Raw genomic sequence first — 14974 nt, 5'->3', positions numbered from 1 at the left:
GTGGTGCGGCAGCCGTTGTGCCGAAGGCGAGGTCCACCGGCAGGCGGCGTCCTTCACGGCGCGGCCTCCCCCGCGGGCGCGGCAGCCCTGCGGGGTCGGTAGCCGCCGGCCTGCAGGGTGAACATGCCGGCGTAGGCGCCGCCGAGGGTCATGAGTTCGTCGTGGGATCCGGACTCGACGATGCGGCCGGCGTCGAAGACGTAGATCCGGTCGCAGTCGACGACGCTGGCCAGCCGGTGCGAGATGAGTACGGTGATCTGGTCCTCGCGCAACCGGCCGCGCAGCACCGCCTCGTACACGGCGTGTTCCGAGGGCGGGTCCATGCTGGCCGTCGGCTCGTCCAGGAGCAGCAGGGGGGCCTTCTTGTACAGGCCGCGGCCCACCGCGACCTTGGCCCACTGACCGCCGGACAGTTCCTGGCCGCCCTTGAACCGTTTGGACAGCGTCGTGTGCCATTGGCGGGGCAGGTCCGCGATGACGGCGTCGGCACCGGAGGCCCGTGCGGCGTCCATGGCGCGTTGCGGGTCGGTGGTGGCCAGCTCGCCGGTGGAGACGGTGATGTTCGCCAGGGCGCTGAAGGGGAAGTGGGCCGGGTCCTGGAGGACACAGGCCACTTGGCGGTGGAGCGAGGGGGAGTCCATGGCGCGGACGTCGACGCCGTCCCAGCACACGCTGCCGCTGTGGGCCTCGTACAGCCCGGCCAGGAGCTTGGCGCAGGTGCTCTTGCCCGAGCCGTTGAGACCGACGAACGCCACCGTCTCCCCGGCGCGCAGCGACATCGTGATGCCGTCGAGGGCGGGCGTGGTCTTGCCGGGGTAGGTGAAGTGCACGTCGTGCAAGGTGATCGTCTCCACCTGGTCCGGTGCGTTCAGCCGGGCCTCACGGGGCAGGAGCCGCCGGCACCGTTCCTGGACGGCGAGGAGGTCGTCGACCCACATGGCCTGCTCGTAGACGAGATGGGCGACCTCGACGAGCCGGATCAGGGAGGTCTGTCCGGCCTGGATGGCCAGCACGGCGCCGGCGCCCGCCGCCAGGGGCAGCCAGCCGGCGATCAGCATCGCCGCGAGGGCGGCGTAGGTGACGCCGGTACCCACACCGCCCAGGGAGCGGCCGGCCAGGTTGAGCAGGGCGGAGTGCACGCCCAGCCGTGTGTCCTCCTCCGCGATCCTCGTGGTCAGCCGGCGGTGCTCGTCCAGGAGCGCGCCCTGCGCGGTGTCCGAGCGCAGCTCTGCCGCCGCCTCCACATCGAGCAGCAGCCAGGAGAACACCCGGACCCGGCGCTGCAGGGCGTTCCACCGCTTGAAGGAGTGGAAGCGCGCGCGGGCGCTGCGTACCGCTGCCGCGCCCACCGGCAGGACGGACAGCAGGAGCAGGGGCAGCAGCACGGGGTGCAGGACGCTGAGCACGCCGGCGGTGCCGACCAGACCCAGGGCCGCGGAGGCGAGGGAGACGACCTGTCCGACGATCTGCCGGGCGTAGAACAGGCCGCGGTCGTTCGCCCGGTGGACCTCGTCGTGCCAGTCGGCGTCCTCGACGGCCTCCAGCCGTACGTGCGCGGTCAGCCGGAGGAAGTCGCATTCGAGTGCGGTACGGATCTTGGGGGTCACACGGGCCTGGGCCGTGGCGACCGCCGCCTCCAGCAGCGCCCGTGTGGCGAGGAGGCCGACCACGAGGAGGATCTGCGGGAGGGCGGCGCGCACGCGATCGGGGGTCGGGCCTTCGGCGAACAGGTGCTGAAGGACCGCGACCGAGGCGAGCAGGCCGAAGGCGCTCATGGCGGCGGACGCCAGTTGGCAGGCGACGACCGTCGTGGTGGCGGCGCGGTCGGCCCGCCAGGCGAGCCGCCCGATCAGGGCGGTGATCTTCGGCAGGCGGACGGCGACCTGGCGCACGCTGGCACTGGCGGCCGCGCCGTCGTGCACGGACCAGTACGTCTCCTCCAGCTCTTCGGTCACGTCGCCGTCGTGGTCGCCGTCCGGCCGTCCGGCCGGTGTCACCGGCGGGGACGGCAGCGGGAGCACGGCGGTCCGCGGCCCCGGGACGCGGTCGGATGCCGGTTCGGCCGGCTCGCTCATGCCCGCCTCCAGGTATCCGGTCGTGCCGACCCGAGGGCGTGCACGCCCGCCACGGGCTGCGGCCGATGTTCGAATCTGGAGGGCTGAGACGCGGGGGCGGGTACGGGATGCATGGCGTCCTCCATCTGGGCGGCGACGTGGCACTGGTGCTCTAAAAACGCGCCGGATCAGGTCCCGTCACGGCTGCTGCCGGGGGCAGTTGCTGAACGTATGTTCTGCGGGGGCGGATCGGGGGCGCGGGCCGCGGCACTCGGTTCTCAAACTCGTTCGATTGGGGGACACCACCTGGCTGAGGGATCGCCGTCACCGCTGCGGCGGCCGTCCGCGCGCGAGTGGACGGGGCGTGGCGGGGCGCGGCCTGCTGCGGCTCGGCGGACCTGCACGGTGTCGCGGTGTCCTCCGGGGGAGGCGGTGCGTCCGCTCGCGGGGGAGGGCCTGCCGCCGGTCGGCTGACGGGTCGCCGGTCACCACTGGTCCTCGTCCCAGGCGGAGTCGGGGACTGAGCCGGGCCGCCGGGCGCGGGCTCAGTCGTACGGCTTCCTCTGCCGAAAAAGGCGGCGCTGCGATGAGTTCCGGCCGGGCCGCGGGTCTGTACCGATGACCGTTGCAGGACGCTGCCCGCTACGAGGCATCACGGAGGACACCATGACGACCACGCCCGACGACCCGGCCACCGCTCTGCCCGGCCGCCCGCCTGTCGTCGACCTGGCCACCTGGCAGGCGGCGCGCGACGAGCTGCTGGTGCGCGAGAAGGCCCACACCCGCGAGGGCGACGCCATCGCGGCGGCCCGTCGACGGCTGCCGATGGTCGAGCTGGACGGGACGGTCGAGATCGTCGGGCCCGACGGTCCGGTTCCGTTCCTCGACCTGTTCCAGGGGCGCGACGAGCTCGTGGTCTACCAGCACATGTGGCACGACGGCGCGCCGCACCAGGGCCAGTGCGAGGGCTGCACCACCACGGCCTGGCACTTGCAGGACGCGGTCTACCTCAATGCCCGCGGCGTCTCGTTCGCCGTCCTGACCCCGGGCCGGTGGGACGAGGTGGCGGACTACGTCGAGTTCATGGGCTACACCCAGCCCTGGTACTCCGTGCGCGACGTGGACGCGCCGGTCGGCGGCCGGATGGGGTACCTCACGAGCTTCCTGCGTGACGGCGACCGGGTGTTCCTCACGTACTCCACGACCGGCCGTGGCAACGAGCGGGTCAACGGCGCGCTCGGTCTCCTGGACATGACGCCCTACGGCCGCGGCGAGGCGTGGGAGGACAACCCCGAGGGCCGGCCCGAGGGGCTCGACGCGTGCTGGTACTGGCGCTCCGACGCGGACGGCAAGGCCACCTGGGGCCCGACCAGCCGTCCCGTGCCGCAGTGGACCCGGCCCGGCGCGGGCCCCGTGGAGACCCTCGGGCGGCGCGGGCACCACCACTGACGCGCGTGGTTGACGAGGGCGTCGGTGGTGGTGCCCGGTGTGCTCAGCCGCCCGCGACGGGCTTGGAGCCGATGGCGGCGCAGGCCGCCTGATCCGTGGGGTAGCCGTCGGCCGGGTAGACGACCGGTCCGCCGAGGCGCGGCCGCCCGACGGAGCCGGCGGCCGCGCCGTGGTCGGGCCGCGCGAGCGGGTGGTAGCACGCCGCGAAGCGGGTCGGCTGCGGAGTGCCCTGCCACATCCGGTGCCAGGTCGCGGCGCAGGAACGAGCGGGGTCCCGCGGATCGAAGTCCTTCATGCCCTCCGCGGGCGGTTCGCTGAGGTCCGCCTCGACCGCCAAGGTGCGGGCGCACATGACCCTGTCGCCGTCCTTGCCCCACGGTCCGAGCGTCGCGACGGCTGCCGTGCTGATGCCCGCGAACACCGCGGCCATGACCCCCGTCACCAGGAGCAGGCGGCGACGCCGCCGGGACCCCGGGGTGGGGGGCGGCACTTCGGCGCGTCGCAGAACCTCTTCCAGTACGCGCCGGCCCGCCGGCGACGCCGCCCAGCCGGCGGTGTCCTCGGCGGGACGCACCGCCCGCACGGCGGCGAGATCGGGTGCGTGTTCCTGCTCGCTGACGTTCTTCTTCACGCTGACTCCCGCTGGGCGAAGTGAGGATGCCGGTGTGTGCCGGGGACGGCAGGTGTCTGGTCCGCGTCCGTCAGAGCGGCCTTGAAGCGTTTCCGTGCCCGGTGCAGGCGTACGGCGAAGGCGGTGGCGGTGCAGCCCATGACGACGGCGGCCTGCCGGGCCGTCAGGTCGTACCAGGCGCTCAGCAAAAGCGCCTCGCGGTCCGGTTCGGAGAGCGCCAGCAGGGCGGCGAACACCTCGGAGCGCGTCCCTATGGCGTCGCCGATCTCGATCGTCCCGGGCCGGTCGGCGAACGTCGCCATGCGCGCGGTCGCCGCGCGGTACCGCTGGTCGGACCGTACGCGGTTGGCCAGCAGCCGCCGGGCGGAGGCGAGCAGCCACGGCAGGGCGTCATCGGGAACGGAGTCGGACTTGTGCCAGGCCAGCACGAAGGTCTCCGACAGGATGTCCTGGGCCGTGTCGCGGTCCGTGCGGTGAAGCAGGTAACCGAGGACCCGGTCGGCGTGCGCCGTGTAGAGGGCTTCCACTACCTGGTGCCCGGCTGGACCGCCGGTGGTTGTTCGTCGTCGCTGCACTGCACCTCCATGGTTTCGTCCGTCGACCAGGAGATGTCCGGCCGAGCCGGATCTCTTACCGCCTCCGCGGGATCGGTTCAGTCGTGGACGGCTCCGCAACTGAGGTTGACCACCGTTCCGGTCATGGCGCCCGCCCGGTCCGAGGCCACAAAGGCCGCCGTGTCCGCGACTTCGGCCAGCCTCGGCAGCCGGCGCAGCGCGGTGCCGCGTTCCATGTAGGCCTTGACGGTGGAACTGCCCTCCGGATCGGGCTCGGCGTCGTCGATCATGCCCCAGGAGACCCAGGCCTCAGGGATGCCGTCCGGACGCAGGCAGACGACGCGGACACCGCGCGGACCGACCTCGCCGGCGAGGTGCCGGGAGAGCAGTTCGACCGCGCCGCAGGCGACGCCGAAGCCCCCCGTCGCGTGGAAGCCCTGGTCGCGGCCGGAGAGCCGCGACGCCGAGGTGGAAAGGGTCACGATCACGCCGGAGCCCTGTTCGGCCATGTACCGGGCGGCGGTTGTCGCGGTCACGAAGTTGGCGGTGGCCGCCGTGGTGATCGGCGTCAGGAAGTCCTGGACGGACATGCCGGTCAGCGGTGTGCCCTGCAGGTCGCCGCGGATGCTGACCGCGTTGATCGAGACGTCGATCCGTCCCGTCGTCCGGACCACGGCCGCGGCGTGCCGCTCGACCGCCTCCGGGTCGAGTGCGTCGACCTGGGCGGCGTCGGCTCTGCCACCGGCGGACCGGATCTCCTCGGCCAGCTCTTCGAGTCCCGCACTCCTGCGACCGGTGAGGAAGACGTGTGCTCCCTCCCGGGCGAAGGTCCGGGCCACGGCGCGGCCGACGGCCCCGGCCGCGCCGTAGACGACGGCCGTCTTGTTCTCCAGCAGCATGTCCCGGTCCCCTCGGTCGCAGCCCGTATCGATCTCCAGGGCAGCCTAGGGGCCGCCACTGACATCGGGTCACCGACCGTATGACGGCGGGTCGTCCTCGGGCCTAAGGTGTGCTGGTGATCTTCAAGAGGAAGCAGGGGGCCGCGGGCCTCGACGCCGCCGTGTCCGAGCTGGAGCAGGGTGTCGCCGCTCGCGACGGTGCCCGCACCGAGCGCGCCTTCACCGCCACGATCAACGCGCTCCAGACCGCCAAGGATGATGAACGCGTCCTGGCAGGACCCCGGTTGGCCGCGCTGATCCCGGCCTTCCCGCCCACGGGCCCGCGCCCGCTGCTGGCGATGGCGGCGGGTTTCTGCGTCGAGAGCGGAGCCGATCCGGCGGCCTGCGCGGATCCGATCTTCAGTGGCGTCCGCCAGGACCTGGTCGACGCCATGGAGTTCGCCCGCCGCTGGACCGCGGCCGACGGGGCCGAGGACGAGCTGCCGGAGCCGGACAAGGAGATCGTCGACGACGCGTTCCTGGCCCGTCTGGGCGGCGACGAGTACGAGGCCACGCGGCTCGCGCTCGCCTGGTGCTCGGTCGAGGAGTGGCAGCCGCCCGCGCTGGCCGTGCTGTGCCGCAGCGCCGAGATGCGCCGCCGGTACGCCTCCGTGATCCTCCCCGCCTGCCGCGAGCTTGCGGCCCTGGAGCGGCACGACCTCAAGTGCCTGGCCTACGCGCTGGCGGTCCTGGACGACGAGCCCCTGGTGGTGCTGCACAGGCCCAGCGGGACCGGGTTCGAGGTGCGTATCGGGGGTATCGGGGACAACTTCCAGTTGCACACGCTGCTCGCCCACGTCCTGGTCGGCGGCGGACACGTGCCCGGCACGGCCCCTTCGGCGGAGAGCGTCCGTTTGGCCACGGAACCCGGACCCGCCCGGGGACGTTCCGAGATCGTCGCGACCGGAGCCTTCGAACTCCTCGCCCCGGACGGCGAGCGGATCTGGAACGAGGGGCTGCCCGACGACATCCCGGTGGTGGAGGGACGCCGCCTACTGGTGCTGGACGAGCCGGTGTACCAGCGCACTTGGAACGCCGACCGGTTCTTCCCGCTGCTCCCGGGCAGGGCCGAGCTCACCCGCGTCCTGTCCGCGGACGATGCGCGGACCTGGTTCGCCCGCACCTCCTCCGGCGCCGGGACGTCCAGGACGTCCTGACCGGGCGGACGCCGGCCCGGGTCCGGCCGCGGCCGCGGCCGCGGCAGGAGACGTGCGGCCTGCTGCCGGTCGTGGGCCGCGCGGCGACGAGGGACAGGGGGCGGGGGCCTGGAAAACGGTTCGACGGTCTCGCGGAGGCCTGGCACAGTGACGCACCATGGCGCACTCAGAGCTTCTGACCGCCGCGGACGTGCGGCTCATGCAGGGTCTCGCGCAGCGTGTCACCGCCCTCCGTCCGGAGCTGGTCAACAGCGACGCGACCTTCGGCGAGCTGGCCTGGAACTGGGGCAGGGGGCACGCGAGCGAGCGCGCAGGCTGGCCGCGTCGGCTGTGGCTCGCCGGCGGGGACCCGGTGGCATGGGGCTGGGCCCAACTCCCGCGCCAGGTGCGGCGGAGCGACGGCTCGGTGAAGGACATCACCAGCGCCTATCTCGCGTATCAGGTCCATCCCGGCCACGCCGAACTGGTCGATGAGGTGATCGACTGGTACGACGGCACGGCAGGGGACGTCGATCGCACGGTGATGCCCAGCGCCGCCGACGAGTTCGCCCTGAGGCGGTGGGCCGCGCACGGCTACGGCACCGACCCGGCCTCGCTCGGCGACACCGGGTCGTGGACCCAGCTCACCGTGCGGGACCTCACCGACGTGGAAGCGCCGGTACTGCCGGACGGATTCCGGTTCCGCACCGCCGACGAGGCCGGGTCGGAGGCCGCGGTCCAGGCCCATGTGGACGCCTGGGCCCCCTCGACGTACACCGCCGAGGCGTACGAGGGCGTGCGTGGGACGCCGGCGTACCGCGGCGACCTGCACATCCTGGTCGAGGCGCCGGACGGGACGATGGCGTCCTCGACGATCATGTGGCTCGACCCGGCGAACAGGACCGCGGAGTTCGAGCCGGTCGGGACGCACCCCGGTTACCGGCGCCGAGGGCTGGGACGGGCGATGCTGCTGCACGGGATGCGTCTGGCGCGGGCGGCCGGGGCCACCCGGACGACCGTCGCCTGTCTGGGGGCGCCGGGGCACCCCCAGGCGCGGGGGCTGTACCACGGCGTCGGATTCCGTGAGCTGTCGCGGGACGCGCCGCTCATCAGGACGCGGTCCGTGCGCTGAGAGTTCGTCGTTCGGGGCCGCCTACCGGCCGATGGCGTCGAGTTCGGCGAGCGAGTCCGCCGGGAGTGCCAGCCCGGCGGCGGCGACGTTCTCCCGCAGGTGGGCAACGGACGAAGTGCCGGGGATGAGGACCATGGACGGCGAGCGCTGCAGGAGCCAGGCCAGGGCCACCTGCTGCGGGGAGGCCCCGAGACGGTGGGCAACGTCGTTCAGCACCTGGGACTGCAGCGGGTTGAAGCCGCCGAGGGGGAAGAACGCGGCGTAGGCGATGTTCTCCCTCGCGCAGCGCTCGACGAGGGCGTCGTCGGCGCGGTGGGCCAGGTTGTAGAGGTTCTGCACGGTGACGACGGGGGCGATGGCCTGGGCCTGGGTGAGCTGGGACTCCGTGACCCCGCTCAGGCCGAGGTGGCGGATGAGCCCCTGTTCGCGCAAGTCCGCGAGCGCGCCGAACTGTTCGGCGATCGAGTCGTCGCTGCCGCCGTCCAGGGCGGCCGTGCGCAGGTTGACCACGTCCAGCGCGTCCAGTCCCAGGTGGGCCAGGTTCTCGTGGACCTGGGCCTTGAGGTCGGCGGGGTCCAGGGAGGGGATCCAGCCGCCCTTCTCGTCGCGCCGGGCGCCGACCTTGGTGACGATGCGCAATTCGTCGGCGTAGGGGTGCAGGGCTTCCTTGATGAGTTCGTTGACCACGGCCGGGCCGTAGAAGTCGCTGGTGTCGATGTGCGTGATGCCGAGCCCCACCGCCTCGCGCAGCACGGCGACGGCCTGGTCCCGGTCCCTGGGCGGCCCGAAGACGCCGGGGCCTGCCAGCTGCATGGCGCCGTATCCCATGCGGGTGATGGTCAGGCCGTCGGACAGGGTCAGCGTCTGGAGCGCGGGTGTCGTCATCGCGGGGTCCTCTCGGGTCGGGGATCGCAGTGGTATGTAACTGGATAGATACAACCTAGTCCGGGCACCCAAGTAAGTCAAAAGTTAGTTACTTGGGTTAGGGTGGCCGCATGGTGACGCGAACGAACGGCCCGGACCCCGGCCCCAAGGCCTCACGCCCCCGCGACTCCCGCGCGACCGCGGAGCTCCTGCTCACCGCGGCCACCGCGGAATTCGCCCAGTACGGCCTGGCCGGGGCGCGCATCGACCGCATCGCCGAACGGGCCGGCGCCAACAAGCGCCTGCTGTACGTCTACTTCGGGGACAAGGACGCGCTCTTCACGGCGGTCCTCGAGCATCAGGTCGGCAGGCTCGCCGCGGAGACCCCTCTGGTCGACGGTGACCTGGTCACCTACGCGGGCACGCGCTTCGACTACCTGCTCGCCCACCCCGAGACCGCCCGGCTCGCTGCCTGGCGGCGCTTCGAGGCCGACCATCACACCGCCTCCGAGATCGAGGGCTACCGGGCCAAGGTCGAGGCCGTCGCCACCGCCCAGCGCGCCGGGCGGGTGAACGACAGCCTTCCCGCCGTGGATCTGTTCGCGATGGTGCTGCGCATCACCGAAAGCTGGCTCGACGCGCCGCCCGCCCTGCTGGCGGTCGCCGGCGAGCAGCCCCGCACCCAAGAGCGGCTGGCGGAGCACCGCGCCGCGCTCATCGAGGCGGTCCGCCGTATCACCGCCCCCGGCCCTCGTGCCGCGGCCGGATAGCGCGGGCAAGGGCTCCTCCAGTGGCGATCGGCATCCGCCGCCCGGGTCGACGGGCCGAGGTCGCGGCAAGGGTCTCGTTCATCGAGCTGCCTCTGATCCCTTCGCGGCTGATCGGTCTCCTCGTCGAGGGGCTGCGGGGACTTGGTCGCGATGCATAACGCGATATAACGTTAGTGCGGCGGTCGCGCCGCTGTCCGTGCCGCGCGGAGCCGTTGGACAGGTCAGGACGGAAGCATGTCGGCAGATGTCTCGCCCACCGGGAAGCGCTCCGGCCCCGGGCCCTCGCCCGAGCTGCGGGCCTCGCACGCCGACCGGGACCGCGTGGTGGACCTGCTGCGCATCGCGGCGGGGGACGGCCTGCTGACCGCGGAGGAGCTGGACGAGCGGCTGGAAGCCGCCCTGTCCGCACGGACCGTGAGCGAACTGGCCCCGCTCACCGCCGACCTGCCGCCCGTGTCGGCCAGGGGTGCCGTGTCCACGGCAGAGGTCAAGGACGTGGTCCGGATCGAGCAGGTCCACAGCGGCACGATCGAGCGCGGGGGGCGCTGGGTGGTGCCGCGGCGGATCGAGCTCGCGGTGACGTACTGCGACGTGGTGCTCGACTTCACGGACGCCGTGATCACGCACGACACCCTGCGGATCGAGGTGGGCATGACGGGGAAGACGCTGACACTGGTCACGAGGCCGGGTGTCGTGGTCGACACGGATGGTCTGCGACTGGTGCACAGCAGGGTCACCCACCGCCACGCCCCGCCGGGGCCCGACGCGCCGGTCGCCCTGCGCGTGGAGCTGGTGGGCCGGAAGGCCCACGGCCGCGTGGTGGTGCGCCCCCCGCGCAGGACGTTCGGGCAGTGGCTGCGGCGGAGGCCCACGCACCGGTAGGGCAGTGGGCTTGTCACGCCCCGGTGGCAGGCGTCCGGTGCGGACCCGACGGGTGGAGCAGGTGCCTCACGTGCGGGCCGTGCGCGCGGTCCCGACCTGAGGGGGGCTGGCGGCGCCTGACCTGTTCCACCGCTTGATCACCCTTGTCGGAGTCCGTGGTCCGGGCAACTGCTGCACGCGAATCCGTTCCGCGGCGTCCATGTCGTCGGAATCCTCCTGCGACCCGGCGTGGGCGCGGGACGCGAGGGCCATGTCCCGCTTGGAGACGCGGACGCGGTTCCACCCCGGAGCCACGGCGAACCTCGCCGCGCCCGGGCCGTAGTCGCCGCACCCCAGGACCACGAGGGAACCGGAGGGCACGTGGACGCCGGCCTCCGCCACATGATCGAACCGCGGGCTGTCGTCGCTCGGCGGCTGGAGGAGGATCTCGATGTCGACGGCGACACAGAGGTTGACGACAGTGCCGATCCCCAGCGCGTCCTCGGTGACCGCCACATGGTCGGCAGTGGCCCGGGCTGTCCAAGCCCGGCTGAGATCACCCTCCGAGGAGTCGTCGCAGAGGTCAATCCGGCAGTGGTCGGCGAAGAGGCGGAGCGACGCAGCCATGTCGATCAGATCGTCATTCGCCGGCCTGCGCCCGGCCCGGCTGTGGCACGACGAGGAACTCGGTCACAAAGCCGGTCACCTCACCCGTCGTGCTCCGGCCGATCCAGGTGGGGTAGGCGCCATCGCCCCAACCGGACCAGAAGGCGACGAAGGAGTGGCCGCTCGCCGGATCGGAGAGCACGACCGGTCCGCAGGGGGCCTCGTCGCCGTCGTCCGGGATCATCGCGTTCTCGAGCGGTACACAGTCCTCTCCGAGGAACTCGGCAAGAGCAGGGGTCGCGGCCGCATCCACGAAGCAGCCGGTTCCCGCGTCCACGCCGTAGCCGAAGAACTGCTCTGCGGACAGCTCGCCGATGTCCTGCCCGTCGACCAGGGCCAGTTCCCAGGTGGCCGCGGGCTCTTGGCTCGTCCTCAGCCAGGCGGCGGCGACGCGCTCGTGACGGGATTCGGGGTCCGTCTCCCACGCGACCTCGGCGACGGACACCACGACGGTGTACGTGCCCGGCTTCACGGATACCGTGAACGGGGCGGGCTCGTCCTCGAACCCCCAGAACGGGTCGTGGGCGACGACGCGGCCACTCGAGAGGGGCAGTTCGGCTTCCGGCAGCCGTGTCACTTCGGCGGAGCGGCCTTCCCCGCAGTCGTAGACGCTGCCGAGCGTGAACAAGCGCTCGACGTCAGGCGCAGCAAGCGGCATTGGATCAGCTCCCGGATTCGGACCGCATGGAAACAAGCAGACGATACGATCAAGCCCCATCGCCTCGGCAGCCGGGTCGTGGCGGGAGCGGAGCATCGACCAAGGGCACGGCGAGCGTGACCATGCGATGCATGACGGGCACGGGGATCACCGGGCTGCAGACCGCACGCTCCGCACGGTGTGGGGTGAGCAGGAGTGTCACCAACTCCCCCCGCGGCATGGCGGGGTTCGTCCATGCCCTGCCGAAGCGGCCGGGACCGGGACGCCGCCGTCCGGCTACAGGCATCCCGAGTGATCAGAGGTCGCCAGGCTCACCATGAGGTCGCCGGTGTGGAGATTCATGAACGACTGGCTGCTGTGCCAACCCTTGAATCGCTTGTCGATGTTCAGGGCGGAGTAGCCCCCGCCGGTGTCGTCCCACGACCCGGCATTCCACCCCGCGAGCCGTGCGGCCCGCGCCACCTCGGTGCGAACGGCATCGGTGGCGGCCACCGTGTAGTGAAGTTCCACGGACGGCGTGTCCTCGCCCGCACAGGTGCGGTACCGGTGGAGCGACGCGTGGGGGCCCACCGCCGCGTCCAGCGTGGCGGTGATGCGGTCCGCCTGCAACTGCGTGAGCCGCGCGTCGATCGCGGCGAACTCTCGGCGCTTGTGCATCTCGTGGACCGAGAACCCGCTCAGCACAGCTACCGCCGCCACCACGGCGATCCCACGCCACGCCGTGCCGCGACCGGGAGACCGTCGCATGCCTCGCGCACCTCCTGGATGCTCCGAACCGCTCCGCCACCGGGGCGACGGTGAGGGGCAGTCTCGCAGACCGGTGGGGTGCCGGCTGTGGCGGGCGGCCGGCTCCCGGAGCCGTGGCGCGAACCGCGACCGCTAGGGTTCCCGGGGCGCGCAGGCATGGATGCCGCGCGAGGTACTGGAGGGGCGGGGACCCATGGTTCAGGTCACAGAGGCGACCGAGGCCGACGTCGAGGAGATCTCCCGGCTCGTCGGTGAGATCGAGGTGGGTCGCGGCGGGACCTACGCCCCCGGCGACGTCGACCGGATCCGCGCCGCCCTGTTCGGCGAGGTCCCCGGGGCGACCGTGCTCCTGGCCCGCGAGGGCGACCACGTGCTGGGCATGGCCTGCTTCTCCGTTCTGCCGGCGGCAGCAGGCGGCGGGACCGGAGCCTGGTTGAAGGAGCTGTTCCTCCGGAAGGATTCGATCCGGGGCCGTGGCACCGGGCTGCACCTCCTGGACGCCGTGTTCGTCGCGGTCCGGGAACTCGGCTGCACGTATCTCGAGCGGACGTCCGGCTCCGGCGACCTGCCGGCGCCGAGGTTCTACGAGCGGACCGACGCCGTCCCGCGTAATCGAGTGGCCCTTCCCACGTGGGCGCCGTAGCTTCGCCGGCATGACTGACGAGTGTTTCGGGCATCCACGGCTCGCCGCGGTCTACGACCCGCTCGACCCCGACCGCAGCGATCTTGACGCGTACGTCCGGCTGGTGGAGGAGTTCGGGGCGCGCCGCGTGCTGGACATCGGTTGCGGGACGGGGGTGTTCGCCCTCCAACTGGCTGATCGCGGGATCGAGGTCGTCGGCGTCGACCCCGCCCGGGCGTCCCTCGACGTCGCCCGGGGGAAACCGGGCGGTGACCGGGTGCGCTGGATCCACGGTGACGCCACGGCACTCCCGCCGCTGCGGGTCGACCTCGCCACGATGACGGCGAACGTCGCGCAGGCCATCGTCGATCCAGCGGCATGGCGGCAGACCCTGCGCAAAGCCCACGAGGCACTGCGGCCGGGAGGGCGTCTGGTCTTCGAGACGCGCGATCCGGCGCGGCGCGCCTGGGACGAGTGGAACCGCGAGAGTTCCCACCGCGTGACGGAGGTCCCCGGCGTGGGCGCCGTCGAGAGCTGGGTCGAGCTGCTCGACGTGAGCCGGCCGCTGGTGACCTTCCGGTGGACGTACGTCTTCGCCGCGGACGGCCAGGTGCTGACGTCGGATTCCACGCTGCGTTTCCGGGAGCGGGACGAGGTCGAGCGGGAACTCGCCACGTGCGGCTTCGTGACGGAGGACGTGCGTGACGCGCCTGACCGTCCGGGGAGGGAGTTCGTCTTCGTGGCGCGGCGTCCGTAGCCGTCAGCGGACCGGCGTACGCCCCACGGTCCAGCGGGCGCGGACCGGTGCGATCAGGGACGTCCAGGATCTGTTCCGCTTGAAGGGCGACTCGAAGATCCGCGAGAACAGCCACGCCCCGAGTACCGAAGCCGGCAGGGCCACCAGGAGCGTGAACCAGAACGTGGGCAGGCCGGGGGAGACGAAGTGCGGTGCCACCCGGCGGATCACGGCCATGACGAGCGGCAGATGGATCAGGTAGAGGCTGTAGGAGAAGCCCCCGAGTTCCCGGACCGGCCGGGTCGTCACGAGCCGTACGAGCAGGGCCGGTCGGCCCGTGGCGACCGCGGCGAGCAGCATCGCCATGGCGGGAGCGACGGCGAGGTCCACCCAGAAGTAGTGGTTCACCGTCCAGACGGACCCCTGGGCGACACCGAGCGCCAGGACGGGCACGGCTGCCAGGACGGCGAACCATCCCCACGGCAGACGCCGGACCCTGTCCGGCGCGGCGACGATTCCCGCGCCGATCATGCCGGCGACGAACACGGGAGCGAGATGCGGGGCGAGCCCGTTGGCGCCCTCCACCGGGGACGCGTCGGCCGCCATGAGCCCGCGGGCGACCACCGGAAGCGTCATGCACGCGGCCAGGGCCGGCGCGCCGAACCGCCGCCGGACGAGGAGGAGAAGGGGAAAGAGGAGGTAGAGCTCGGCCTCCACGCCGATCGACCAGAAGGCGCCGTTCGGCGTGGGTGCGGTGAGCACGTCCTGTGCGACGAGGCCGTAGACCAGAAGTGACGCGCCGGTGGGTGGTCCGACGTGCGAAGCCGGCACCACGAACCAGGAGATGACCAGGCTCATGGCCAGCGCCGCCCAGTACGGGGGCAGAATGAGGGCGGGCCCTGTTCGGACCGGACGGCCTTCCCCTCCGGCAGGAGACGGTAGCGCCCTCTGCGGGACGGTTCGGCGACCGGGAACAGACCGCGGCCGCTCTCGCTCAGAACGATCCCGTCCGGAGGGTCCGCCGGCCCGTGATGAGAGACCACAGCAGCCTCGGGGCCGCGACGGCGCGCGCGAACACGTGCCGGGGCCGGGGAAAGGGAGCCCGCGCGGGTCCGGCGCCGGCCGCGCACCCATGACGAGGGGGCGGGGCGGCGGC

At 72.4% G+C, this 14974-nt stretch carries 16 protein-coding genes; 7 read left to right on the top strand and 9 right to left on the bottom strand.

Annotated elements, in window-relative coordinates; genetic code table 11:
* Positions 1-53: 53 nt before the first annotated feature.
* Positions 54-2075: an ABC transporter ATP-binding protein gene (locus PV364_RS01915; RefSeq protein WP_319657777.1), complete on the bottom strand. Its 2022-nt coding sequence runs from the start codon at positions 2073-2075 to the stop codon at positions 54-56.
* Positions 2076-2720: 645 nt separating this feature from the next.
* Here PV364_RS01915 and PV364_RS01910 point away from each other — a divergent pair.
* Positions 2721-3503: a DUF899 domain-containing protein gene (locus tag PV364_RS01910; protein WP_319657776.1), complete on the top strand. Its 783-nt coding sequence runs from the start codon at positions 2721-2723 to the stop codon at positions 3501-3503.
* Between the two features lie 43 nt (positions 3504-3546).
* Here PV364_RS01910 and PV364_RS01905 read toward each other — a convergent pair whose 3' ends face one another.
* The 3 genes from PV364_RS01905 to PV364_RS01895 form a co-directional block, all read right to left on the bottom strand.
* Positions 3547-4134 carry a hypothetical protein gene (locus tag PV364_RS01905; protein ID WP_319657775.1) on the bottom strand — a complete coding sequence of 196 codons (588 nt, stop codon included), beginning with the start codon at positions 4132-4134 and terminating at the stop codon, positions 3547-3549.
* Positions 4131-4709 (bottom strand): sigma-70 family RNA polymerase sigma factor, encoded by a 579-nt coding sequence (locus PV364_RS01900; protein ID WP_319657774.1) that lies wholly within the window; start codon positions 4707-4709, stop codon positions 4131-4133. The genes PV364_RS01905 and PV364_RS01900 overlap by 4 nt, the downstream gene beginning before the upstream one ends.
* 77 nt (positions 4710-4786) lie before the next feature.
* Entirely contained in the window at positions 4787-5587 is an 801-nt protein-coding gene (locus PV364_RS01895) for an SDR family oxidoreductase (RefSeq protein ID WP_319657773.1), read from the bottom strand.
* Positions 5588-5703: 116 nt separating this feature from the next.
* Here PV364_RS01895 and PV364_RS01890 point away from each other — a divergent pair, with 116 nt between their 5' ends.
* A complete protein-coding gene (locus PV364_RS01890) occupies positions 5704-6783 on the top strand; it encodes a hypothetical protein (RefSeq protein ID WP_319657772.1) in 1080 nt (359 codons plus the stop codon).
* 157 nt (positions 6784-6940) lie between these two features.
* The gene (locus tag PV364_RS01885; protein ID WP_319657771.1) at positions 6941-7894 is read left to right on the top strand and encodes a GNAT family N-acetyltransferase; all 954 of its coding nucleotides are present in this window, start codon (positions 6941-6943) and stop codon (positions 7892-7894) included.
* Positions 7895-7915: 21 nt separating this feature from the next.
* Here the strand turns inward: PV364_RS01885 and PV364_RS01880 are convergent, their stop codons facing one another.
* Entirely contained in the window at positions 7916-8779 is an 864-nt protein-coding gene (locus PV364_RS01880) for an oxidoreductase (protein ID WP_319657770.1), read from the bottom strand.
* A 110-nt stretch (positions 8780-8889) separates the two neighbouring features.
* On the opposite strand from PV364_RS01880, the gene PV364_RS01875 reads away from it, so the two are divergent.
* Positions 8890-9528: a TetR/AcrR family transcriptional regulator gene (locus PV364_RS01875; protein ID WP_319657769.1), complete on the top strand. Its 639-nt coding sequence runs from the start codon at positions 8890-8892 to the stop codon at positions 9526-9528.
* Between the two features lie 234 nt (positions 9529-9762).
* Positions 9763-10410 (top strand): DUF1707 domain-containing protein, encoded by a 648-nt coding sequence (locus PV364_RS01870; protein WP_319657768.1) that lies wholly within the window; start codon positions 9763-9765, stop codon positions 10408-10410.
* A gap of 66 nt (positions 10411-10476) precedes the next feature.
* Here the strand turns inward: PV364_RS01870 and PV364_RS01865 are convergent, their stop codons facing one another.
* From PV364_RS01865 to PV364_RS01855, 3 genes are all read right to left on the bottom strand, one after another.
* The gene (locus tag PV364_RS01865; protein WP_319657767.1) at positions 10477-11016 is read right to left on the bottom strand and encodes a hypothetical protein; all 540 of its coding nucleotides are present in this window, start codon (positions 11014-11016) and stop codon (positions 10477-10479) included.
* A gap of 13 nt (positions 11017-11029) precedes the next feature.
* On the bottom strand, positions 11030-11809 hold the full coding sequence (locus PV364_RS01860) for a DUF4241 domain-containing protein (RefSeq protein WP_319657766.1): 780 nt from the start codon (positions 11807-11809) through the stop codon (positions 11030-11032).
* 180 nt (positions 11810-11989) lie between these two features.
* Positions 11990-12460: a hypothetical protein gene (locus tag PV364_RS01855; RefSeq protein WP_319657765.1), complete on the bottom strand. Its 471-nt coding sequence runs from the start codon at positions 12458-12460 to the stop codon at positions 11990-11992.
* Between the two features lie 193 nt (positions 12461-12653).
* On the opposite strand from PV364_RS01855, the gene PV364_RS01850 reads away from it, so the two are divergent.
* Both PV364_RS01850 and PV364_RS01845 read left to right on the top strand, forming a co-directional pair.
* Positions 12654-13103, top strand: coding sequence for a GNAT family N-acetyltransferase (locus tag PV364_RS01850; protein ID WP_319657764.1), 450 nt, complete (start codon positions 12654-12656; stop codon positions 13101-13103).
* A gap of 10 nt (positions 13104-13113) precedes the next feature.
* On the top strand, positions 13114-13839 hold the full coding sequence (locus PV364_RS01845) for a class I SAM-dependent methyltransferase (protein WP_319657763.1): 726 nt from the start codon (positions 13114-13116) through the stop codon (positions 13837-13839).
* A 3-nt stretch (positions 13840-13842) separates the two neighbouring features.
* Here PV364_RS01845 and PV364_RS01840 read toward each other — a convergent pair whose 3' ends face one another.
* A complete protein-coding gene (locus PV364_RS01840) occupies positions 13843-14952 on the bottom strand; it encodes an acyltransferase family protein (protein WP_415924516.1) in 1110 nt (369 codons plus the stop codon).
* Between the last annotated feature and the right edge of the window lie 22 nt (positions 14953-14974).

Origin of the sequence: Streptomyces sp. MI02-7b (genome assembly GCF_033793585.1) — a bacterium.
In the GTDB taxonomy this organism is placed as follows: Bacteria; Actinomycetota; Actinomycetes; order Streptomycetales; family Streptomycetaceae; genus Actinacidiphila.
The sequence above is the reverse complement of the archived record's forward strand: the minus strand, read 5'-3'. Positions and strand labels throughout refer to the sequence as shown.